This is a genomic window from uncultured Salinicola sp. (assembly GCF_937921195.1).
Taxonomy (GTDB): domain Bacteria; phylum Pseudomonadota; class Gammaproteobacteria; order Pseudomonadales; family Halomonadaceae; genus Salinicola.
On sequence record NZ_CALFQK010000126.1, the window covers coordinates 39,890 to 62,310 of the forward strand.

A 22,421-nucleotide genomic window follows, 5' to 3' on the forward strand; every position below is an offset into this window, starting at 1 on the left:
ACAGGCCAGCACAGGAAGAGTTGCCATGCTTAGCTACGCCGTGATTTTTCTCATCGTCGCCATCATCGCCGGAGTCCTGGGGTTCGGGGGTATCGCCGGCGCCGCCGCGACGATCGCCAAAGTGTTGTTCGTGATTTTCCTGATCCTCTTCGTCGTTTCGCTGATTCGAGGAAGAGGGCGCTGAGGCTCGATACGACAAGCGTCGTCACCAACAAATACCCCGCCTAGATGGCGGGGTATTTGGTTGTCGCGGCCGACAGCGTGAAGCGGTTTGCCGCTCAGGCGTCGATGCGCTTGTACTTCATTCGCTTCGGTGTGTCGTTGCCCACTCGCTTGTGATAATCCGCTTCGTACTCGGTGTAGTTGCCCTCGAAGAAGACCACCCTGGAATCCCCCTCGTAGGCCAGGATGTGCGTCGCGATGCGATCGAGAAACCAGCGATCGTGCGAGATCACCAGCGCGCAGCCCGGGAAGGCCAGTAACGCTTCTTCCAGTGCACGCAGGGTTTCGATGTCGAGATCGTTGGACGGCTCATCCAGCAGCAGGACGTTGGCCGCCTGCTTCAGCGTCTGCGCCAGCTGGAGACGGCCCCGCTCGCCGCCCGAGAGATCGCTCAGGCGCTTCTGCTGGTCGGTGCCCTTGAAGTTGAAGCGGCCGACATAGGCGCGGGAGGAGACCTCGTAGCCATTGATGTTGAGGATGTCCTGGCCGTCGGAAACCGCTTCCCACACCGTCTGGGTGTTGTCGAAGTGATCGCGTAGCTGCTCGACGTAGGCGATGTCGACGGTATCGCCGAGCACGACTTCGCCGCCATCGGGGCTTTCCGTGCCGGCGATCAGCTTGAACAGCGTCGACTTGCCCGCCCCGTTACCACCGACGATGCCGACGATGGCGCCGGTCGGTATCTGGAACGAGAGGTTGTCGAACAGCATCTTCTCGTCGAAGCGCTTGCTGACATCGTGGAACTCGATGACCTTGTCGCCGAGACGCGGTCCGGGCGGAATGTAGATCTCGTTGGTCTCGTTGCGCTTCTGGTAGTCGCCGGACTGCAACTCCTCGAAACGGTTGAGGCGCGCCTTGCTCTTGGCCTGGCGGCCCTTGGCGTTCTGACGGACCCACTCCAGTTCCTGCTTGATCGCACGCTGGCGACCGGCCTCCTGCTTGGCCTCCTGCTCGAGCCGCTTCTCCTTGGACTCGAGCCACTGGGAGTAGTTGCCCTCGAACGGGATGCCGTGACCACGGTCGAGTTCCAGGATCCAGCCGGCGACGTTGTCGAGGAAATAACGGTCGTGGGTGATGGCGACGACCGTGCCCGGATAGTCATGCAGGAAGCGCTCGAGCCAGGCCACCGATTCGGCGTCGAGGTGGTTGGTCGGCTCGTCGAGCAGCAGCATGTCCGGGCTGGACAGTAGCAGGCGGCACAGCGCCACGCGGCGGCGTTCGCCCCCGGAGAGATTGGCGACGCTCGCCTCCCAGGGGGGGAGGCGCAGCGCTTCGGCGGCCACTTCCAGCTTGCGCTCGATATTGTGGGCGTCGGCTGCCTCGATGATGTTCTCCAGCCGGGCCTGCTCGGCGGCCAGGGCGTCGAAGTCGGCGTCCGGCTCGGCATAGGCGGCGTAGACCGCCTCGAGCTGCTCCTGGGCCTTCTTGACTTCGCCCAGCGCCTCTTCGACGATCTCGCGGACGTTCTTGGCGTCGTCCAGCTCCGGCTCCTGGGGCAGGTAACCGATATTGAGCCCCGGCATCGGGCGCGCTTCGCCGTTGTGTTCGGTGTCGACGCCGGCCATGATGCGCAGCAGCGTCGATTTCCCCGAGCCGTTGAGGCCGAGCACGCCGATCTTGGCGCCGGGGAAGAAAGATAGCGAGATGTCCTTGAGGATCTCGCGCTTCGGGGGGACGACCTTGCCCACCCGGTTCATGGTGTAAACGTATTGCGCCATGGAAATCCGGTTATGTGTCGCGGTGGATAGAATCAGGCAGTCAGCGCTGGAGCGCCCGTCGGCGGGGCGCAGCCTGGATGAAGAAGGGTAAACCAGTCATGCCGACAATGCGAACGGGCGCCGAAGCGCCCGTCGGATGGCTCCGGGTCGGAGAGTGTCTACTCTTCCTCGTCGCCGTATTCGTCGTACCAGTCGTCTTCGATGGCACGTTTCAGGCGGCGCTCTTCCAGCAGTGCCTCGACCTGTCGTCTCGCGCGCAACGTGTCGGCCTTGCTGCTGCGTGGACGTTCGAACTGCTCGTCATTGATGGCTTCTGAGAAATCCTGGTCGTCGATATATTCCTCACGGCTCATATTTTGGCCCTCCCGTGAAATCGCATCTCAGTGACGCTTCGGGCTATATATCGTCGAAAGCCGACCGGTACAAGACTTTCCTGGTTAAAAAAAACTATCGCCGCGGAAGGCGGCGATAAGTGCTGGTTTCTGCGGCGCGGTCACGCCGTATCGCGTTCGGCCTTCAGCGTCTCCAGCTCCTCCAGCGCCTTTGCAAGCTCGGTGACATCCTTCTGGACGCCGACGAAGTAGGTGAGCTGGTCCTCTTCGTCGTAGACCGGTGTGATCGACAACTCGTTCCAGAACGGACTGCCGTCCTTACGATAGTTGCGCAGCACCTCCCGGCAGGACTTGCCTTCGCGCAGGGCCGCGCGGACCCGGTCGATGGCCGGCTGGTCGCGATCGCCATTCTGGAGGAAGCGGCAGTCGCGATAGAGGATCTCGTCGACGCTGTAGCCGGTCAGGCGCTCGAAGCCTTCATTGGCGTAGATCAGAATGTTCTCGTCGCCTTCCTGCTCGGCCACCACGATGCCGTCATCCGAGGCGTTGACGATGCGCTCCAATAGAGCCGGACTGATCATGGGGGGGCGTTTGTTGGTGCTGGCCATCCTTGCCTCCAGACTGGGCATTCGACGGATTGTAGGGACGATACGGTGATCAATGATGCCACGGTGCCGGGGGATTACAACGCTTTACGAAGTGCTCTCCGACTCGACCTCGGCGAGGGCGTGCGAGCTCAAGGCGGCCGCGGTCGCCAGCGCGGCGAGCACCAGCAGCAGGCCGGCACTTCCCAGCCACTGCGCGAGGGCGCCCAGAAGCAGCCCGACGCAGAGCATCAGGACGCCGGTGAAGGTATTCGAGAAAGCGACATAGAGCGCGCGGGTGTCGCTGTCCGAGAGATCGATGACATAGGTCTTGCGCCCCAGGCGAATGCCCGCGTGGGCAATCATCAGCAAGCCGTAGACCGTGGCGTATGGCCACACGCTGGTGCGTGCGGAGTCGGGCAGCCACACGCAGGCGGCGCCGGCCAGACAGCAGATGGCCGCCCCGATGGCGCTGTCGCGCATCACCCGGCGGCTGGAACGATCCGCCAGGCGGCCCCAGATCGGTCCGGCGATCAGGCTGGCGACGCCGGAGGTCAGGATCAGGATGCCGAGGCTGGCCAGGTCGGTGCCGCTGTTCTGCTGTCCCAGCAGGGCGAGATAGGGCAGCGCGAGAGCGCTGGACAGCAGCAGGGCGCGCGCGAGATTGAAATGCAGGAAGCGGCGATCGCGCCGCATCAGGGCGATGCCTTGCTTGACGCTGTCCCAGGCATTGGCGCCGCCCTCGGTGGCGCCCGGTGCTTCCTGAATCAAGGCGGCGCACAGGGCGTTCAAGCCCCATCCCAGGGCGGCGGCGAACAGCAGGATGGCCAGTGCCAGGGTGCCCGGCTGATCGCCGAGGACAATCAGGCCGGCACCGACGATCAGTGTCAGCGCGCCGGCGACGCTGGCGCTCCATCCCATCAACGTGCCCCGGCGCTGTTTGGCGATGGTCTTGCCGAGAACGTCCTTGGTGGCGACCGAGGACAATCCGCGCCCCAGCGCCAGTCCGGTCAGGGCGACGAGCACCAGGGCGCCGCCCCAGCCGCCGTGGCCGAACAGCGCCAGCAGCGTCAGGCATAGCGCGCCAGCGGCCTGGATGACGCCGCCGGCGACCCACACCCACTTGCGAATGGGGCGCAGGCGGATGTAGCCGGCGATCAGCAGTTGCGGCAGTAGCGCCCCCGCCTCGCGAATCGGGACCAGCAACCCCACCATCCATACCGGCGCACCGATCGCGCCCATCAACCACGGCAGTATCAGGCGAGCGTTGGAGAGCTCGTCCGCCAACTTGTTGCCGAGAGCGGCGATGAGGTGGCGGAAGAAGTTGCCGGGCTGCTCCTGGCAGGCTTCGTCGGAGATGTCGCGACACATTCGGCTGTCTTCATCGCCGGTGACGCGCTCGAACAGGCGGGTGAGGCTGATTTCCTTGACTGACATGAAAACGTTCCCTGTTTTCTGATGCTGAGAGCTACGAATCCGTTTGGGTTCCGCTTGAGCGAGTCGCTCGGACCGACGCATCATGGCCTATTATCGTCGGCAGACGATCGCCACGGACCGGGAGGACAAACGGATGGCAGAGGTTCGCATTCATTATTGTACGCAATGCCAATGGTTGCTGCGCGCCGGCTGGTATGCGCAGGAGCTGCTGCAGACCTTCGGCGAAGACCTCGATCAGGTGGCGCTGGCACCCAGTCATGGCGGGCACTTCGAGGTGCTCTACGACGACCAGACGCTATGGGAGCGCAAGCGCGACGGCGGCTTCCCCGATATCAAGGAGTTGAAGCGCCGGGTCCGCGACCGGCTCGACCCCGGGCGCGACCTGGGGCATACGGATAGAGATAGAGCCTGAAGCTGGAAGAGCGGCGCTGCGCGCCTGGAAGTGGGAAAAACAAGCAAGGCCAACCCCCTGAGCTTGAGGCAGTATCGTTGATGGCATCCTGTCCAGCTTCCAGCTTCCAGCTTCCAGCTTCCAGCTACCACCAGTGCTTGCGCTTGAGCAACCACATCACCAAGCCGCCCACGAGGGCGGTGATCGCGAGAAAGATCACGAAGCCGTAGGGGCTGTCGGCGCCGGGTATGCCACCCACGTTGATGCCCAGAAGCCCGGTCAGGAAGCTGAGTGGCAGAAACACGGTGGTGACGATTGCCAGCATGTACATGCGCTGGTTGAGGCGTTCGTTGTGCTCGCTGAAGAGCTGTTCCTGCAGGATCAGCGCACGCTCCTGCATGGCGTGGAAATCCTCCACGTAGCGCGACAGCTGGTTGGTGCTCTCGCGAATCGATACCTTGGTGTCCTCGTCGAACCATTCGGGGCCGTGGGCGATCTGGTCCAGGCAGTCCCGTTGCGGTCCCATGAATCGCCGCAGGGTGATCAGCGACCGCCGCAGGCGAGAGAGGTCGTCGGGATCGATCTCCCGGTCGCTGAGCTGATCCTCCTCGAGTTCGCCCAGCCGGTCGTCGAGCTGGTGCGAGACGTCGCCGACGTTGTCAACCAGGGCTTCCGTCAGCCAGGCCAGCAGGTCCGGAACCGACAGCGCGCCGCTACCGTCGTCGATCCGCTCGCGCACGTCGCTGACCGATTTCAACGGTCGGCGACGCAGGGTGATCAGGCGATTCGGGGCGATCCAGATGCGCAGCGAGATGAGATCCTCGGGTGCGGCGCCGGGGTTGAGGTTGATCCCGCGTAGCGTACTGACGGCGCCATTGCGGAATTTGGCGACGCGCGGCCGGGTATCCTCCTCCAGCAGCGCCTCGACCGGTGCCTCGTCGAGCCCGGCGATCTCCTCCAGGTAGGTATGGACATCCTCGTGGCGGAAATCGAGATGCATCCACAGCGGCCGCTCGGGATCGGCCCAGGCCTCTCGCAGCTGGCGTACGCTGAGCAAGGTACCGCCGCCCTTGCCGTCGAGCTGGTAGGCGGCGACCAGCGCCGTCTCCGTTTCCATTGTCAGCCTCCTTGCCGGTCCGGCTCGCGATGCGCCATGTCACGAGCATTTTCAGTGTGTTGACGATAGCAGGTCGAGGCGTCGCCGCCAGCGGTTCGGCCCGGGAAGCGCTGCGAGCGCGACACGAAAGAGCCGATGCCCGGTCAACCTTCCGCCACCGCCGACGGCGCCAGCATCGGTTCCAGTTTCGACCAGACGTTGTCGAGAATGATGGGCTGTGCCTCGGCGGTGGGATGGATGCCGTCATCCTGCAGCATGGTATCGAGATCGACGCCCTCGAGCAGGAACGGCAACAGCGGGACTTCGTAATCGCGAGCCAACTGCGTGAACACGTCGCGGAAAGCTTCGGTATAGGCGGGGCCGTAATTGGGGGGCACCTCGATGCCGAGCAGTAGCACTCTGGCGTCTTCTTTCTGGCTACGCTCGATCATCTTCGACAGGTTGACCTGCATCTGCTGGGGAGAAAGCCCGCGCAGCCCGTCGTTGCCGCCGAGTTCCAGCAGAACGATATCGGGATGATACTGTCCGAGAACTTCAGGAAGCCGGGCCGAGCCGCCCGAGGTCGTCTCGCCGCTGATGCTGGCATTGACGACTTCGTGCTCATCACCCAATCGATTCTTCAGCAGATTGACCCACCCGGCCTGTGGATCGATGCCATAGGCCGCGCTCAGGCTGTCGCCCATCACCACGATAGTGTCGGCGCGGGCCGAGCCGGGCGTCAGCGACAGCATGGCAAAACACAACAACAGTGCGCCACCCGCACGGCGCCTTGCCAACTTGGCGAAAGGCATCTCAATACCAAGCACAGGGAAACCAGGCACCATGTCTCACTCCTCGGACCATGAACGAAAGCGAATTCTACACGTCAGCCAGCTCGCCAAACGGGTAACGAGTGGGGAACGAGAGCTGGTTATTCTCGAATCGCTGGCGCTGGATGTCGATCGCGGTGAGAGTGTAGCCATCGTTGGAAGTTCCGGCGCTGGCAAATCCACCTTGCTGGGGCTGCTGGCAGGACTCGACGCACCCAGCTCGGGAGAGCTCCAGATGTTCGGCCAGTCGCTGAGCGACCTGGACGAGGATGGGCGCGCGGCCCTGCGCGCTGGCCGTGTCGGCTTCGTTTTTCAGAACTTCCAGTTATTACCCACACTGACCGCCTTGGAAAACGTCATGTTGCCGCTGGAACTGTCGCCTCGGCAAGACGTGGCCGCCAAAAGTCGTCAATGGCTGGAGCGCGTCGGGCTCGGCGAGCGCCTCGAACATCTGCCCAAGCAGCTCTCCGGCGGTGAACAGCAACGGGTGGCGGTAGCGCGCGCGTTCGTGTCCGACCCTGACCTGGTCTTCGCCGACGAGCCCACCGGCAATCTCGACGAAGCCACCGGCGGGCGCATCATCGATCTGCTTTTCGATCTCAATCGTGAGTCCGGCACGACCCTGATCCTCGTCACCCATGACATGGCGCTCGCGACGCGGTGCGATCGTTGCCTCCGGCTGGAGGGCGGTACGTTGACGGCGATCGAGCAGCCGCGAGGAGTCGAGGCATGAATCTGATCGCGCTCTCGCTCAAGGGTCTCCGTCGCGACCTGCGGGCGTCCGACGTCCGGGCGCTGTTCGTCGCGCTGGCACTGGCCGTGGCGGCAACCACCATGATCGGTTTCTTTCTCGACCGTCTCGACCGGGGGCTGACGCGACAGGCGGGCCAGCTGCTCGGCGGGGACCTGGTGCTGGAGCAGGGACGCGCGTTCGACGATGGGCTTCGTCAGACGCTTCGCGACGCCGGGCTCGAGCTGAGCGACCAGGTCGATCTGGTATCGATGGTCAGCCAGGGGGATGCCTTCCAGCCGGCTGGTCTCAAGGTGGTGGACGATCACTATCCGCTCTACGGCGAGGTTCGGGTCGATCGGGGCAACGGTGTCGAAGGCGTGGCTCACGGCCCGTCGCCGGGCAGCGCGTGGATCGCGCCCAGGCTGGCACAGCTCTTGGACGCGGGTATCGGCGACCGGGTCCAGGTCGGGGCGCTGTCGCTGTCCATCACCGGCCTGATCGATCGTGAGCCCGACCAGCAGGCCGGCTTCGCCGGCCTGACGCCGCGCATCATGCTCAATATCCAGGATCTCCAGGCAACGGAACTGGTCAGGCCCGGTTCGCGGATCGAGTACGAGCTGCTGGCCGCCGGACCGCCAGCGGCGATCGATGGGCTCGGGCAGCGACTCGATGCGTTGCGTGACGCCGGTGTCGAGATTCGCGACGTGCGGGTGGATCGCCCGAGCCTGGGGCGGTCGCTCGAGCGGGCGCAGAAATATCTGAGCCTGGCGGGGCTGGCTGCGGTCCTGCTTGCCGGGGTCGCCGTGGCCATGGCCACCCGACGCTATGTCGATCGCCATCTCGATACGGCGGCGCTGCTGCGCTGTTTCGGCGCCTCGCAACGGCAGTTGGGCCAACTCTTCGCCTGGCAACTGGCGTGGCTGGGCCTGGTCGCGGCGGCGGTGGGCGCATTGCTGGGGCTGGCAGGGCAGGCGGTCTTGCTGGCGTTGTTGACCCGCTTCCTGCCGCTGGAGTTGCCGCCGCCGGGCGGAATGCCCTGGCTGATGGGCGTGCTGACCGCGCTCGCGGTGCTGGTCGGTTTCGCGGGGCCGACGCTGCTGAGACTGAAGCGTGTCAGCGCGCTCAAGGTGCTGCGGCGCGAGCTCGATCCGATGCCGGCCGCCGGATGGCTGGTCGTGGCGTTCGCCAGCCTCGTGTTCGGCGCGCTGCTGTGGCTCTACTCCGGCGACCCGGTGCTGGCGCTGGGCATCCTGCTGGGCGGTCTGGTTGCGCTGGTCGTATTGTGGGGGGTGGGGCGGTTGATGCTGCAGCTGCTGCTCGCCGTGCTGGCTCGCTTGCCCCAGGGGGGCAAGGTTCGCGCCTGGCAGCTGGGAGGGCGCCAGTTGGCACGGCGACGCACGGCCAGCCTGGGGCAGTTGCTCGCCTTTTCCGTCACCTTCGCGGCGATGGCGATCATCGCGCTGGTGCGCGGCGACCTGCTGACGACCTGGCAGGCGCAGCTGCCGGCGAATACGCCCAACTATTTCGCGATCAACATTCAGCCCCAGGAGCGTGACGGCGTCGAATCGTTGATCGACGGCGCCGCCGACGCCACCAGCGGCCTCTACCCCATGGTGCGCGGGCGACTGACGGCCATCGACGGCGAATCGCCGCAACAGCAGGTGCCGGAAGAGCACCAGACCGATGGTGCGCTACGCCGGGATCTCAACCTGACCTGGCGTGCCGACCTGCCGGAAGGCAACCGGATCACCGCGGGGCGCTGGTTCGATACCGGTGCGGCGTCGGGCGATGGCGCCGTGCCGATCTCGGTCGAGGAGGAGCTGGCGGGGCGGCTTGGCCTCTCGCTGGGCGACGAGATGACCTTCACCATTGGCAGTGACAGCATCACGGGCCGAATCACCAGCCTTCGCCATCTGGATTGGGAGAGCTTTCAGCCCAATTTCTTCATCATCTTTCCCCCCGGTGCGCTGGATGGCTTCGGTCACAGCTACATCACGTCATTCCATCTCCCCGGCGACGGCAACGAACTGCTGGGCGAGATGGTGCAGCGATATCCTGGTGTGTCGGTGCTCAACGTCGAGGCGTTGCTGGAACAGGTTCGCGGCATCCTCGTTCAGGTGACCCAGGCCATCGAGTTCGTGCTCGGTTTCGTGCTGCTGGCAGGCATCAGCGTACTCTACGCGGCGTTGACCGCCAGCCGCCCGGCACGTGCCCACGAAGGCGCCCTGCTGCGGGTGTTCGGTGCCGGTAACCGGACGCTTTCCCGCATGCAGTGGTCCGAGTTCGCCCTGCTGGGCTTTGCCAGCGGCCTGCTGGGGGCCGCGCTGGCGGAGATGGCGGCGCTGGGTATCTACGGCTGGCTGGGGCTGGTGCCAAGAATGCACTGGCTGATGTGGGGGATCATGCCGATCCTGGGCGCCGGGGTCGTGGGCGGCATCGGCTTTCTGCTGTCTCGCGGGACACGACGGCAGGCGCCGATGGCCAGCCTGCGGCTGCTGGGAGAGACCTGAGGGATCACGGCACGGCCGCAGGGAGCGAATTCTGGCGGGGGCGGGACGGCGGATGACGCCCCCGGGCATGTTTTAACCAGGCTAAAGCCAACGTGAGAAATTATGGTTCAGCGCATGACGGACTTTCATAGGAAAGGCCGTCAGCGCTGGGGTATCATTGCGCCCCACGCTGCACCTGAAAAGAGCCTGCGCTCGCCCTTACAGCGTTGAAGATCGGTTCGGAATGCGCCTCGACTCTCGAGTCAATTCCGCTTCCTCACCGCTTCTTGCCTCGTCTGGGTTTCGCTCGCTGCCTTTTCAAACTGCGCTGACGATTTTTGAGATCGAGCCGCCGGATGCCTGACTGGCGCCGCTGGTAGTCGAACCATCCCCGAGCCGAGGATTCCCGTCGATGTTCACCCGAGAGATGCAGATTGCCGGATTCGATGATGCCCTTTGGGACGCGATGCAGCAGGAAGTCGCGCGCCAGGAAGCCCATATCGAGCTGATCGCTTCCGAAAACTATGCCAGCCCGCGCGTAATGCAGGCCCAGGGCACGCAGCTGACCAACAAGTATGCGGAAGGTTATCCCGGCAAGCGCTACTACGGCGGTTGCGAGCATGTCGACGTGGTCGAGCAGATGGCCATCGACTACGCCAAGGAGCTGTTCGGCGCGAGCTACGCCAACGTGCAGCCGCACTCCGGCTCTCAAGCCAACGGTGCGGTTTTCCAGGCCCTGGTCAAGCCGGGCGACACCGTCCTCGGCATGAGCCTGGACGCGGGTGGGCACCTGACCCACGGCGCCAAGCCGAGCTTCTCGGGCAAGCACTACAACGCGGTCCAGTACGGCATCGACGCGAGCGGCCGGATCGATTACGACGAAGTCGCCAAGCTGGCCCGCGAACATCAGCCGAAGATGATCATCGCCGGCTTCTCGGCCTACTCTCAGATCATCGACTGGGCCAAGTTCCGCGAGATCGCCGATGACGTGGGTGCCTACCTGCTGGTCGACATGGCGCACGTCGCCGGTCTGGTGGCCGCTGGCGTCTATCCCAGCCCGCTGGCCCATGCCCATGTGGTCACCACCACCACGCACAAGACCCTGCGTGGTCCGCGCGGCGGCCTGATCCTGTCGGCCGAGAACGATGCCGAGATCGAGAAGAAGCTGCAGTCCGCCGTCTTCCCTGGCGGGCAGGGCGGGCCGCTGATGCACGTGATCGCGGCCAAGGCGATCTGCTTCAAGGAAGCGATGAACCCCGAGTTCAAGACCTACCAGCAGCAAGTGGTCAAGAACGCCCAGGCGATGGCCGGTGTCTTCATCGAGCGCGGCTACGAAGTCGTCTCCGGTGGCACCGAAGACCATCTCTTCCTGCTGTCGCTGGTCAAGCAGGGGCTGACCGGCAAGGAGGCCGACGCGGCGCTGGGGCGTGCCCATATCACCGTCAACAAGAATGCGGTGCCGAACGACCCGCAGAGCCCGTTCGTGACATCCGGTCTGCGCATCGGCACCCCGGCGGTGACCACGCGCGGCTTCGGCGAGGCCGAGTGTCGCGATCTGGCCGGCTGGATCTGCGATATTCTCGACGCCATGCAGCAGGGGGACTCCAGCCAGGTCGAGGGCGAGGTCAAGACCAGGGTCGAGGCCGTCTGCTCCCGCCTGCCGGTCTACCGCTGATCGGACCCGGCTTGCCGCTCACGATGCCCCTCCTCGGAGGGGCATCGTCGTTCTGGCCTCCCGACGGCGTCGCGGAGAGCAAGGGGCTTGTCCGTGGCGGTGGAAGGCGGGGGCGAAAGATGAGACAAGGAGATACCGTCGCGGTGCAGGTCGAATTCGGATCCAGGGTGTATTTTCCTACGACTTTAGTCTTGTCTATGACCATGGTCTAACAGCCAGGCAGGTCAACTTGCTGGAAGCTATGTCGGACATAGATGGCTGTGAGTTGAACATCGCGATGGCAGCAGATCCTCCAGCGACAGATCCCCCCAACCTCCCGAGGCCCGATATCGCCGAAGCGCTGGCCGAGGCCGTTTTCAGCGGCCGCTATGCGATCGGTGCCATGATTCCGCGGGAGATCGACCTCTGCGAGCGCTTCGGCGTCAGTCGCAGTACCGTCCGCAGCGCCCTGCAGAAGCTGGTCAACGCGGGGCTGCTGGTGCGTATTTCCGGGCAGGGGACGCGGGTCTGCGAGCTGGCCTCCTGGCATCTCCTCGATCCCCAGGTCAGCGCCTGGATGGCGCGCTACGCCCAGCCCAACCCGCATCTCCAGCGGGAAGTCTTCGCCTTTCGCGTGGCCGCGGAGCCGTTCGTTGCCGCTCTGGCTGCCACCCACGCCACCGCCTCGGACCTGCTGGCCATCGAAACCGCCTACGAAGGCATGATCCGTACGCTCGAGCGTACGGATCTGCACTGGCAGGGACAGAGCTACAACGCTTACGACGTGGCGTTCCACGAGGCGATATTCGCCGCTTCCCACAACCTGATCTGGGCGCAGATCAGTCATGTGCTCAAACCGGCCATCGCGCTGATCGTCGAGCGTTCCAACCAGAGCGCCACGCTGCATAGCGCCAAGGATCTCGATGACAGCATGGCGCGTCATCGACGGGTGATGGAGGCGATCCGCCTGCGCCAGCCGCAGGAAGCCGCCAAGGCGGCGCTGTCGGTGCTCAAGCGCACCGGCCGTGACCTCGGCATGGAGGATCTGGTCGAGAATCCGCCGTCGATCGTGATGCCGCCTTCGATCGGGGAGCCGTGATGGCGCTCCGGGCCTGCCAGTGGGGCCGCGTCGGCGCTTTCGCGTCAGCCGGTCCGAATCGAACGAACTGCTTTGAAGAGAACAGGTGAACCATGAAGATTACCCGCTTGAAGACCTGGCAGGTGCCGCCGCGCTGGTTGTTTCTCAAGATCGAGACCGACGAGGGTTGCTATGGCTGGGGGGAGCCGGTGGTGGAGGGACGCGCCGCCACGGTCGAGGCCGCCGTGCATGAACTTTCCGACTATCTGGTCGGCCAGGATCCGCGCCGCATAGAACACTTGTGGAACATCATGTATCGCGCGGGATTCTACCGGGGCGGTCCGATTCTGATGAGCGCCATCGCCGGTATCGACCAGGCGCTGTGGGATCTGAAGGGGCGCGATCTCGGCGTGCCGGTGCACCAGCTGCTGGGTGGTGCCTGTCGCGACAGGATGCGGATGTACGCCTGGACCGGCGGCGACAAGCCCAGCGACGTGGGCGCGGGCGCCAAGGCGCTGGTCGACAAGGGCTTTACCGCATTCAAGATGAACGGTACAGCCGAAATGGCGATCGTCGACTCTCACGCCAAGGTGGACGAGGCGGTGGCCCGTGTCGCCGAGGCCCGCGATGCGGTGGGGCCGGATGTCGGCATCGGTATCGATTTCCACGGTCGCGTCCATCGCCCCATGGCCAAGGCGCTGCTGCGGGAGCTGGAGCCGTATCACCCGATGTTCGTCGAAGAGCCGGTGCTGCCGGAACACCTGCCGAGCCTCAAGCACATCGCCGGGGGCCTCGGCTATCCCATCGCCACCGGCGAGCGGCTGCACACGCGTTATCAGTTCCGCGACCTGCTGGTCGAAGGCATGGCCGATATCGTCCAGCCCGATCTTTCCCATTGCGGCGGCATCAGCGAGGGCATGAAGATCGCCACGCTGGCATCCTGCTTCGATGTGGCGCTGGCTCCGCACTGTCCGCTGGGACCGCTGACGTTGGCCGCTTCCCTGCACGTGGATGCGGTCAACCACAACGCCTTCATCCAGGAGCAGAGCATGGGCATCCACTACAATCGGGACAACGACGTGCTCGATTACCTGGTGGACAAGAACGCGCTGGCGATCGAGGACGGCTACTGTGCGATTCCACAGGGACCCGGGTTGGGCGTCGAGATCGACGAAGCGTTCGTCGAGGAGCGTGCCAAGGTCGGGCATCGTTGGCGCAACCCCGTCTGGACACATGAGGACGGTTCCGTCGCGGAGTGGTAACGGCACACTCGATAGCCGCCTGCGCGAGTGAATCGCCGTGTTGCCCGGTGCGCGAACTCCTCACATATACCCCATATGCTCCGGGTTCTGTGCGCCGGGCGCCTTGCGCTTCAGCTCGCTCGGCTGGCTCTCGAGCGCACCGTACTTGGCGCTCAGCCGTCTTTGCTCGCCGACGCAGAGCATCCAGGAAAGTGTGGTCCGGCTGGCTCTCGAGCGCTACATGCTGATGCTCTGCTGGCTGCGCTCCAACGCGCGGCCCTAGACTGGCCGAAACGAGGAGAGAGAAATGAACGAGACACGCAAGTTCGCACTGGAAACGGCGCTGCGCGAGCGCCCCCTGGTGGCGATCCTGCGCGGTATCACCCCGGGAGAGATCGATGGGGTGTTCGACGCGCTGGTGGCGGCAGGTTTCAAGCTGATCGAGATTCCGCTTAACTCCCCGCGGGCCTGGGAGAGCATCGCCGCGATCGCCAAGCGCTGCCCGGACGATGTCGTGATCGGCGCCGGTACGGTACTCGACCCCGAGCATGCCAAGCGTCTGGCCGATCTCGATGCGCCGCTGCTGATCACGCCCAACACCGATCCGGAAGTGATTCGGGCCGGGGTCGAGCACGGTCTGGCACCGATGATCGGCTGCATGACGCCCAGCGAGGCGCTGGCCGCGGCCAAGGCCGGCGCAACGGCGCTCAAGCTGTTCCCGGCGGCACGCCTGGGCACGGGCTACTTCAAGGATATCAACGCGATCCTGCCCAAGGGGTTGCCGGTGCTGGCGGTCGGCGGCATCGATCAGAGCAACATGAGCGAATGGCATGCCCATGGCGTGGCAGGCTTCGGCTTCGGCAGCAATCTCTACAAGCCGGGACGCAGTGCCGAAGACGTCGGACGGGTCGCGGCCGAACTGGTCAAGGAGTGGCAGCGGCTGAGCGAGGTCGCCCACTATGCCGAGCAGCAGGAACGCGAGGCGGATGCATGAGTGGCGATGCACCGGCGCGTCTGATCGTCATCGACTGGGGGACCAGCAACTTCCGTGCCTTCCTGGTCGACACGGCCAGCGGCGAGGTGCTGGACAGCCGGCGTTCGGCCTCCGGCCTGCGCGCGCTGAGCCAGAGCGAATTCCCCCACTACTGCGCGTCGCAGACCGACGACTGGCGGGAGGGCGGCGGCGCGGCCTCGGGCGCTGAAGGCGCGGCTTCGGGCGCTGAAGGCACGGCTTCGGGCGCTGAATGCGCGGCCTCGGGCGCTGAAAAGGCCCCGGTCTACCTGGCCGGCATGGTCGGCTCCGCGCGGGGGTGGCACGAGGCGCCGCAACTGGAACTGCCGGTCACCGCCGCCGATCTGGCGCAGAACGTGGTCGCGGCGCCGGGTCTCGACGACGTCTGGATCGTGCCGGGAGTCAAGCAGGTGACCCCCGAGCATGTCGACGTGATGCGTGGGGAAGAGGTTCAGGCCTTCGGTGCACTGGCGCTTGCGGGCGTGGAGGGTGGCGACTGCTGTCTACCGGGGACGCACAGCAAGTGGGCGCGACTCGATGCCGGCCGCATGACGGCGTTCAACACCATGATGACCGGCGAACTCTACCACGCGGTGCGTTTCCACACCCTGCCGGGAGAGCCGGCTCGCGAGGATGCGCCGTTCGACGAGGGGGCGTTTCGACTCGGCGTCTCCCGGGCCAGCTGCCCCGGGGGGGTGATGCATGCCCTGTTCGAGGCCCGCAGTCGCCATCTCTACGCGGGGCTTGAATCGCCGCAAATCGGCAGCTTTCTCTCCGGCGCGTTGATCGGGGAGGAGGTGAGGGCCATGACAGCGGCTCGCCCCGAGCTCGACAAGGTGTACCTCGTCGGCGCCGATTCGCTACGGCAGAGTTATACCATCGCGCTGGAAGCTTCCGGGATCGAGGTCGAGGCGATCGACAGCGATCGCGCGACACTGGCCGGCGTCATCGCGATCGCGGCAAGACACGTCCGATACTGAACTTGCCCCGCCCATTGAACCATTGATGCACCAAAGCGGTGCAACGGCACACGCGGCGAGGGTTCGACATCGCCGCCGACGGCCCGCGACCCGTACCCATGGCGCGGGCCGTCGTGTTTGGCATGATACGTGCTACCTTCACCTATACGACTGCCGACACGCAGCCGATCGCGTACGACATGATGAGGTGATGCGATGCGGGTGAAGCCATGACACAGCCGACCTTGAACCAACCACCGTTGCTGGTGTTCACCGATCTCGATGGATCGCTGCTGGACCACGATACCTACGATTGGCAGCCAGCCTCGACCTGGCTGCATCGTCTCGAACAGCGGGCGATCCCGGTCATTCCCACCACCAGCAAGACCCGTGCCGAACTGCTGGCGCTCCGGCATGAGCTGGGGCTGGAGCAGACGCCCTTCATCGCCGAGAACGGCGCCGTGATCGGCCTGCCGCCATCCTGGCAGCATGCGCGACTGGATCGTGATCCGGCATCGCCGGATGGCCTGGTGGTCAAGACGCCGAGCATGGATGTCGACTTCATCCGACGCCGCCTGGACGTGGTGCGCGAGCGCCATGGCCTGCGCTTCCGCCGGATGGGGGAGATGGATCTGGCCGAGGTCCGGGAGCTCACGGGGCTCAGCGCCGCCGGTGCCGAACAGGCGATGATCCGTGAAGGGAGCGAACCGCTGGTGTGGGAAGACGACGACACCAAACTGCAAGCTCTGCATGAGACGCTGCGCGTCGATGGTCTCCGCCTGACCCGGGGCGGCCGTTTCTGGCACGTCATGGGCGCGGTCGACAAGGGGCAGGCCGCCGAATGGCTGGTGGCCCGGTTCGAGTCGTTGCGTGGCTATCGGCCGAGGACGCTGGGCCTCGGCGATGGGCCCAACGATCTGGCGCTGCTGTCGACGACGGACATGGCCGTGATCATCGCCGCCGGCCACGGCCAGGCGATGACACTGGAGAATGCCCGGGTCTATCGAACGCGGGCGCGAGGGCCGGCCGGGTGGTCGGAGGGTGTCGAGCACTGGCTGACCCGGGAACCGGGATGGGAGAGTGGCGAGCCACAGTAGTCGCTGATATCGACCTGATGACAGGCGTCACGGACCGACGCCAAGACGACAATAGGAAGAGGGCGCTTCATGAGTGATTTCTATCAGAACGGTATCGTTACCAATTTCCACAACCTGACTCGGCGCTCGGTGGAGGCTCTAGAGACCGATCTCAAGCAGTTCTCGCGCAGCCGGCCGATGGGACTGATCCTGCCGTCGCTCTATTCCGAGCTGGAGGGGCCGGCGCTCTCGCACATCGTCGATGAGCTGTGCAAGGTGCCCTATCTCAGCGAGATCGTCATCGGCCTCGACCGGGCCGATCGTGAGCAGTTTCTCAAGGCGCGGGACTTTTTCTCCCGACTGCCTCAGCACCACCGCATCCTGTGGAACGACGGTCCGCGACTCCAGGCTCTCCAGCAGGAACTGGCGCAGGAAAATCTCGCCCCCCTGGAGCCGGGCAAGGGCTGCAACGTCTGGTACTGCTCCGGCTACGTGCGGGCGTCGGGCAAGGCCGAGGCGATCGCGCTGCACGACTGCGATATCGTGACCTACGATCGCGGCCTGCTGGCGCGGCTGATCTATCCGGTTGCCAACCCGCGCTTCCACTACGAGTTCTGCAAGGGTTATTACTCGCGCATCGCGTCCGGCAAGCTCAACGGCCGGGTGGCGCGGTTGATGGTCACGCCGCTGATCCGGGCCTTCAAGATGATCTATGGGCCGCTGCCTTACCTCGACTATCTCGACAGCTATCGCTATCCGCTTTCCGGCGAGTTCTCCATGCGTGCCGACGTGCTCGACGGCATCCGCATCCCCAGCGACTGGGGGCTGGAGATCGGCGTGCTCTCCGAAGTTCACCGGAACTTCTCGACCAAGCGGCTGTGTCAGGTGGACATCGCCGACGCCTACGACCACAAGCACCAGCCGGTCTCCGAGGAGGACCCCAGCGGCGGTCTCAACCGGATGAGCATGGACATCGCCAAGGCGATGTATCGCAAGCTGGCGACGCTAGGCGTGGAGATGAGCGTCGAGAGCTTCCGCACGGTCAAGGCCACCTACTATCGCGTGGCGCTGGATCTGATCGAGGCCTACGACCACGATGCCGCCATGAATGGGCTCAAGCTGGACCGTCACAGCGAGGAGGCCGCCGTGGAGCTGTTCGCCGACAACATCATGCAGGCCGGCGCCGCCTTCTTCGAATCCCCGCGGGACAAGCCGTTCATCCCCAGTTGGAATCGGGTCCAGGCGGCGATTCCCGACCTCCAGGATCGGCTGTTCGAAGCGGTGGAACTGGATAATTCCGGGGACGTGTAGAGGTGGTCCTGTAGGCGTGATCCGCGCGCTTGCCGGAGGTCGGGCCGCGGGTGGGGAGGGTCGCCTCGATTCTCCCTACCCGCGGCCCGGATGCCTCAAGGCTGGACCAGCCACAGGCTGCGGTAGGGCCGGAGGATGTCGCGCTCCTCGGGATGCGGGCTCCAGCGCTTGCCATCCTTGAGCACGTCGTACCACTCGCCGTCGTTCAACTCCTCGATCTCCAGCGGCTGGCGCGTATCGCTGATGTTGTAGATCGCCAGCAGGCGACGACCGTTGGCGAGCGGTCCGCGCTCGATGGCGAAGATGCCGGGCGGCGTATCCACCACTCGCTGAGCGGCTTCGGGGTGAAAGCAGGGCTCGTTGGCGCGGATGTTGAGTCGCCGCTTCAGTGACGTGAATGCCTCGCGGGTCGGTGTGCTGCGGCTGTCGATGAGCTCGTCGAGCTCCTCCTTGGGCCAGCGGCGACGGTTGATCGAGCGCAGCTTGCCGCTGCGTTCCACGCCACCGTGGTCGTTGAGCGTCGCGGTCAGGCTGTGGAAATAGATGCCGGGTATCCCCTGCAGTGCCAGCATCAGGTTCTGGCTGCAAAGGAAGCGCTCCACCTGCCAGGCATCGGGCCCGCGGCGGGTGCCTTTCATGGCGTCGTAGTAGGTGATGTTGATCTCGTAGGGGGAGTCGCTGCCGTCGGCGTTGGTCTTCATGCTGACGTAGCCGCCGAAGCGGTGCATCAGTTCGAGCAGAATCTCGAGCTCGTGCGCTGGCAGCAGTCCCTCCAGGGCTCTCACGCCGATGCCGTCGTGGCTGGCAGTGAAGTTGAAGTAGGTGCAGCCCGGCGGCAGCGCCGGCAGGCTGCGCGCCCAGTCGGCCAGCGTGGTGGCGTCCCCGCTGGTCAGCGTGTGCACCAGCAGGGGAGGCAGCGTGAACTGGTAGATCATGTGCGCTTCGTCGGGCATCGATTGCGACGCTTCGCCGTCGCTCCTGCCCTGTCTTTCCGGGCTCTGTCTCTCGAGGCCCTGTCTTTCGAGGCCAAAGTAGCTCATGTTCTCGTGGTGCGGCACGTTGGTCTCGGTGATCAGCAGTGTCCCCGGTGCCATGAAATCCAGAACCGCCCGCAGCAGGCGCACGATGGCGTGGGTCTGGGGCAGGTGGACGCAGGTGGTGCCGACTTCCTTCCACAGGTAGGTGATGGCGTCGAGGCGGATGATGCGAGCGCCCTGCTGGACGTAGAAGAGCAGGATGCCGATGAATTCGAGCAGTACGTCCGGATTGGCGAAATTGAGATCGATCTGGTCTTCGGAGAAGGTCGCCCACAGGTGGCGCGTGCCGCGACGCGTCGATACCGGTACCAGAAGCGGCGAATTACGCGGCCGCGTGACCATGGAGAGGTCCGTTTCCGGGTCCATCTCGATGAAGTAGTCACGCCCCGGCTGCGTACCCGAGAGATAGTCGATGAACCACAGCGAATCGCGCGAGACATGGTTGATGACCAGATCGACCATCAAGTCCACCCGAGAGGCGAGGCGGCGGATATCCTGCCAGTCCCCGAGCTTGGGGTTCACCTCGCGATAGTGGATCACCGAGAAGCCGTCGTCGCTGCTCCAGGGGAAGAAGGGCAGGATGTGCAGGCCGCTGAACGTGCCGTTGAGACGCGTGGTGAGAAAGTCGTCCAGCACCTCCAGCGGCGGACGCTCGCCATCGACGATGGTGTCGCCATAAGTGATCAATATCTGGTCGCGCTCGCTCCAGGTGGGGCGCGGCGAGGTGTCCAGCGCACTGCGCTGGTGCATCAGCAGCGTCATCAGGCGCCGCATGATCTCGTCGCGGCGGGGTCCATATACCTCCTCCAGGCGCGCGCTGGCGCGGGCCATGAAGGCTTCTTCGGAAAGCGCGGGATAATTCGCGACACGGCTGGGCATGGGCGATTCCTGGTATCGGCGGTTGACGTACGCGATCTGGGATTCGAGGCGTCGTTGTCAAGGACGTCGTTGTCAAAGATTGTCACAACATCCTTGCAGAAGATGGGCCAACATCAAAATGGCCGAGGCTTTTTCGCGTATTTCCGCTATGTTGCCCAAACCGGTACACTCTTGTTCTCATACGGCTTCTTACCGCATTCATCAACAAGAGCGGCGATCGCGCTCATCGCCCACGCTGACAGGTAGACCCCGACGATGCATTGCCCTTTCTGTGGTACGCACGATACCAAGGTGACCGACTCCCGCCTGGTGGCCGAGGGGGATCAGGTGCGTCGCCGTCGTCAGTGCGCAGAGTGTGGAGAGCGCTTCACGACCTATGAAACCGCCGAGCTGGTGATGCCCCGGGTGGTCAAGTCCGATGGCTCTCGCGAGAGTTTCGACGAGCAGAAGATGCGCGCGGGCATGGCACGTGCGCTGGAGAAACGCCCCGTCAGCGTGGAGTCGTTCGAGGCGGCGGTCGAGCGGATTCGCCAGCGGTTGCGAGCCCGAGGCGATCGCGAAGTGGAGGCGCGAGAAGTGGGCGAAGAGGTGATGGAGACGCTGCAGCGCCTCGATCACGTGGCCTATATTCGCTTCGCCTCCGTCTATCGCCGTTTCCAGGATCTCGACGAGTTTCGCGCCGAGATCGACCGGCTGTCCCAGGAGCCGAATCTTTCGTCGGGTGACGAGGGCGGCCAGCGCTGAGTCGATGCCTGTCCCGTCACTATCGTCTCCTCGCTTTCCCTGCTACCGAGCGAGCCCTCATGTCGTCATCGATCCCCGAATCCATCTCGATCCTCGAATCCCTCTCCCCGCAATCCTGCATGGACCGGGCGATCCAGCTTGCCTGGCAGGGCCGCTACAGCTGTGATCCCAACCCTCGGGTCGGCTGCGTGCTGGTCAGGGATGGCCGGATCGTCGGGGAAGGCTTTCACGTACGGGCCGGCGAGCCCCACGCCGAGATCAACGCGCTGCGGATGGCCGGCGAGGCGGCTCGGGGAGCGACCGCCTACGTCACGCTCGAGCCCTGCTCGCACACCGGGCGCACCGGGCCCTGCAGCCTGGCCTTGATCGAGGCGGGCGTGACCCGGGTCGTCGCGGCGATGGAAGATCCCAACCCGCAGGTATCGGGCCGGGGGTTCGCGATGCTGCGCGACGCCGGCGTCGATGTCGCCGTGGGGCTGCGGGAAGAGGCCGCCAGTCGGCTCAATCCCGGTTTCATCCGCCGCATGCGCGAAGGGTTGCCGAGGGTCACGCTGAAGATGGCGATGAGCCTGGATGGCCGTACCGCGATGGCGAACGGAGAGTCCCAGTGGATCACCGGTCCGGCCGCGCGGCGGCAGGTCCAGCGACTGCGGGCCGAGTCCAGCGCGGTTCTGGCGGGCGTCGAGTCGATCATCCTCGACGACTCCCGGCTGACGGTGCGCGCCGATCAACTGGGGCTCGACGATGCCGAAGCGATCGCCCGGCGTCAGCCTCTCAGAGTGATCCTCGACAGTCAGTTGCGCATGCCGCTGGCGGCGGCGTGCCTGAGCGAACCGGGGCGGACGCTGGTATTCACGATCCAGGCGGAGATGAGCGAGCGGCGTCGCAGGCTCGAGGCCGCTGGCGCCGAGGTGGTGGTGATGCCGGCCAATGCCGAGGGGCGCGTGGAGTTCACGGCCCTGCTGCGCCATCTCGCCACCCGGGAAGCCTGCAACGAGGTGCTGGTCGAGACCGGTGCCACGCTGGCCGGCGCGCTGCTCGAGGCCGACTGTGTCGACCGTCTCGAACTGTTCATGGCGGCCACGTTGCTGGGCAGCGAGGCGCGGCCACTGTTCGCGTTGCCGGGGCTGGCGACGATGAGCCAGCAGCGGCGGCTGAAGATCGACGACATCCGGGCGCTGGGTGACGACTGGCGTATCTCGGCACGCCCGCTCAGGGATGGCTGACTCCGGCGGAGTGGCGGCGTCCCCGATAGCGCACCGCGTCGCCGCCACCCGACAGTAGCGTCCGCGTCCCGCGACAGGTAGGCTGTGCCGCATCGACCCCTGGGGTTTCAGTAGACGGCGGTTTCAGTAGACGGCGGTTTCATTGGACGAGTCATCAATGACGACAGCGCAATCGAATCAGTTGGCCGGCATCGATGTCCTGCTGGAAGAGATCCGGCAGGGCAGGATGGTCATCCTGATGGATGACGAGGATCGCGAGAACGAGGGCGACATCATCATGGCGGCCGAGTGTGTCGAGGCCGACCATATCAACTTCATGGCCCGCCACGCTCGTGGCCTGATCTGCCAGCCGATGTCGAAGGCGCGCTGCCA

General features: G+C 65.0%; 21 protein-coding genes. 14 read left to right on the forward strand and 7 right to left on the reverse strand.

Features of this window, described 5'->3' with window-relative positions:
• Window positions 1-25: 25 nt before the first annotated feature.
• Window positions 26-184, forward strand: coding sequence for a DUF1328 domain-containing protein (locus tag Q0602_RS14250; RefSeq protein WP_071231586.1), 159 nt, complete (start codon window positions 26-28; stop codon window positions 182-184).
• Window positions 185-278: 94 nt separating this feature from the next.
• Here the strand turns inward: Q0602_RS14250 and ettA are convergent, their stop codons facing one another.
• From ettA to Q0602_RS14270, 4 genes are all read right to left on the reverse strand, one after another.
• Window positions 279-1,940, reverse strand: a complete 1,662-nt coding sequence (gene ettA, locus Q0602_RS14255) for an energy-dependent translational throttle protein EttA (RefSeq protein ID WP_295039313.1) — start codon at window positions 1,938-1,940, stop codon at window positions 279-281.
• A 158-nt stretch (window positions 1,941-2,098) separates the two neighbouring features.
• Window positions 2,099-2,293 (reverse strand): PA3496 family putative envelope integrity protein, encoded by a 195-nt coding sequence (locus Q0602_RS14260; RefSeq protein WP_110602970.1) that lies wholly within the window; start codon window positions 2,291-2,293, stop codon window positions 2,099-2,101.
• A 140-nt stretch (window positions 2,294-2,433) separates the two neighbouring features.
• Complete coding sequence (locus Q0602_RS14265; protein ID WP_295039310.1) at window positions 2,434-2,880, reverse strand: PAS domain-containing protein; 447 nt, start codon at window positions 2,878-2,880, stop codon at window positions 2,434-2,436.
• An 84-nt stretch (window positions 2,881-2,964) separates the two neighbouring features.
• Window positions 2,965-4,293: an MFS transporter gene (locus Q0602_RS14270; protein WP_298844637.1), complete on the reverse strand. Its 1,329-nt coding sequence runs from the start codon at window positions 4,291-4,293 to the stop codon at window positions 2,965-2,967.
• A 133-nt stretch (window positions 4,294-4,426) separates the two neighbouring features.
• On the opposite strand from Q0602_RS14270, the gene Q0602_RS14275 reads away from it, so the two are divergent.
• Window positions 4,427-4,705, forward strand: a complete 279-nt coding sequence (locus Q0602_RS14275; protein WP_298844640.1) for a SelT/SelW/SelH family protein — start codon at window positions 4,427-4,429, stop codon at window positions 4,703-4,705.
• Window positions 4,706-4,829: 124 nt separating this feature from the next.
• On the opposite strand, the gene Q0602_RS14280 is transcribed toward Q0602_RS14275, so the two are convergent.
• Both Q0602_RS14280 and Q0602_RS14285 read right to left on the reverse strand, forming a co-directional pair.
• Window positions 4,830-5,801: a zinc transporter ZntB gene (locus Q0602_RS14280; RefSeq protein WP_298844643.1), complete on the reverse strand. Its 972-nt coding sequence runs from the start codon at window positions 5,799-5,801 to the stop codon at window positions 4,830-4,832.
• A 143-nt stretch (window positions 5,802-5,944) separates the two neighbouring features.
• Window positions 5,945-6,532 carry an arylesterase gene (locus Q0602_RS14285; RefSeq protein ID WP_298844646.1) on the reverse strand — a complete coding sequence of 196 codons (588 nt, stop codon included), beginning with the start codon at window positions 6,530-6,532 and terminating at the stop codon, window positions 5,945-5,947.
• Window positions 6,533-6,623: 91 nt separating this feature from the next.
• On the opposite strand from Q0602_RS14285, the gene Q0602_RS14290 reads away from it, so the two are divergent.
• The 9 genes from Q0602_RS14290 (at window position 6,624) to Q0602_RS14330 (ending at window position 18,163) form a co-directional block, all read left to right on the forward strand.
• On the forward strand, window positions 6,624-7,343 hold the full coding sequence (locus Q0602_RS14290; RefSeq protein ID WP_298844686.1) for an ABC transporter ATP-binding protein: 720 nt from the start codon (window positions 6,624-6,626) through the stop codon (window positions 7,341-7,343).
• On the forward strand, window positions 7,340-9,853 hold the full coding sequence (locus Q0602_RS14295; protein ID WP_298844649.1) for an FtsX-like permease family protein: 2,514 nt from the start codon (window positions 7,340-7,342) through the stop codon (window positions 9,851-9,853). The genes Q0602_RS14290 and Q0602_RS14295 overlap by 4 nt, the downstream gene beginning before the upstream one ends.
• A gap of 391 nt (window positions 9,854-10,244) precedes the next feature.
• Window positions 10,245-11,507: a serine hydroxymethyltransferase gene (gene glyA / locus Q0602_RS14300; RefSeq protein WP_298844652.1), complete on the forward strand. Its 1,263-nt coding sequence runs from the start codon at window positions 10,245-10,247 to the stop codon at window positions 11,505-11,507.
• A 277-nt stretch (window positions 11,508-11,784) separates the two neighbouring features.
• Window positions 11,785-12,585 (forward strand): FadR/GntR family transcriptional regulator, encoded by an 801-nt coding sequence (locus Q0602_RS14305; protein WP_295039994.1) that lies wholly within the window; start codon window positions 11,785-11,787, stop codon window positions 12,583-12,585.
• A gap of 92 nt (window positions 12,586-12,677) precedes the next feature.
• Window positions 12,678-13,826: a galactonate dehydratase gene (dgoD, locus tag Q0602_RS14310; RefSeq protein WP_298844657.1), complete on the forward strand. Its 1,149-nt coding sequence runs from the start codon at window positions 12,678-12,680 to the stop codon at window positions 13,824-13,826.
• A gap of 286 nt (window positions 13,827-14,112) precedes the next feature.
• Window positions 14,113-14,799 (forward strand): 2-dehydro-3-deoxy-6-phosphogalactonate aldolase, encoded by a 687-nt coding sequence (locus Q0602_RS14315; protein ID WP_298844660.1) that lies wholly within the window; start codon window positions 14,113-14,115, stop codon window positions 14,797-14,799.
• Window positions 14,796-15,797, forward strand: a complete 1,002-nt coding sequence (locus tag Q0602_RS14320) for a 2-dehydro-3-deoxygalactonokinase (RefSeq protein WP_298844663.1) — start codon at window positions 14,796-14,798, stop codon at window positions 15,795-15,797. Before Q0602_RS14315 ends, Q0602_RS14320 begins: the two co-directional genes overlap by 4 nt.
• 209 nt (window positions 15,798-16,006) lie before the next feature.
• Entirely contained in the window at window positions 16,007-16,873 is an 867-nt protein-coding gene (locus Q0602_RS14325) for a mannosyl-3-phosphoglycerate phosphatase (protein WP_298844666.1), read from the forward strand.
• Between the two features lie 69 nt (window positions 16,874-16,942).
• On the forward strand, window positions 16,943-18,163 hold the full coding sequence (locus Q0602_RS14330; protein ID WP_295040005.1) for a glycosyl transferase: 1,221 nt from the start codon (window positions 16,943-16,945) through the stop codon (window positions 18,161-18,163).
• Between the two features lie 95 nt (window positions 18,164-18,258).
• On the opposite strand, the gene Q0602_RS14335 is transcribed toward Q0602_RS14330, so the two are convergent.
• A complete protein-coding gene (locus tag Q0602_RS14335; protein WP_298844670.1) occupies window positions 18,259-20,079 on the reverse strand; it encodes a sugar phosphorylase in 1,821 nt (606 codons plus the stop codon).
• Window positions 20,080-20,334: 255 nt separating this feature from the next.
• On the opposite strand from Q0602_RS14335, the gene nrdR reads away from it, so the two are divergent.
• The 3 genes from nrdR to Q0602_RS14350 form a co-directional block, all read left to right on the forward strand.
• The gene (nrdR, locus tag Q0602_RS14340; RefSeq protein WP_298844673.1) at window positions 20,335-20,823 is read left to right on the forward strand and encodes a transcriptional regulator NrdR; all 489 of its coding nucleotides are present in this window, start codon (window positions 20,335-20,337) and stop codon (window positions 20,821-20,823) included.
• A gap of 59 nt (window positions 20,824-20,882) precedes the next feature.
• Window positions 20,883-22,049 carry a bifunctional diaminohydroxyphosphoribosylaminopyrimidine deaminase/5-amino-6-(5-phosphoribosylamino)uracil reductase RibD gene (ribD, locus tag Q0602_RS14345; RefSeq protein WP_298844680.1) on the forward strand — a complete coding sequence of 389 codons (1,167 nt, stop codon included), beginning with the start codon at window positions 20,883-20,885 and terminating at the stop codon, window positions 22,047-22,049.
• A gap of 157 nt (window positions 22,050-22,206) precedes the next feature.
• Window positions 22,207-22,421: 3,4-dihydroxy-2-butanone-4-phosphate synthase (locus Q0602_RS14350; RefSeq protein WP_298844683.1), on the forward strand; the 215-nt coding region annotated here is incomplete at its 3' end.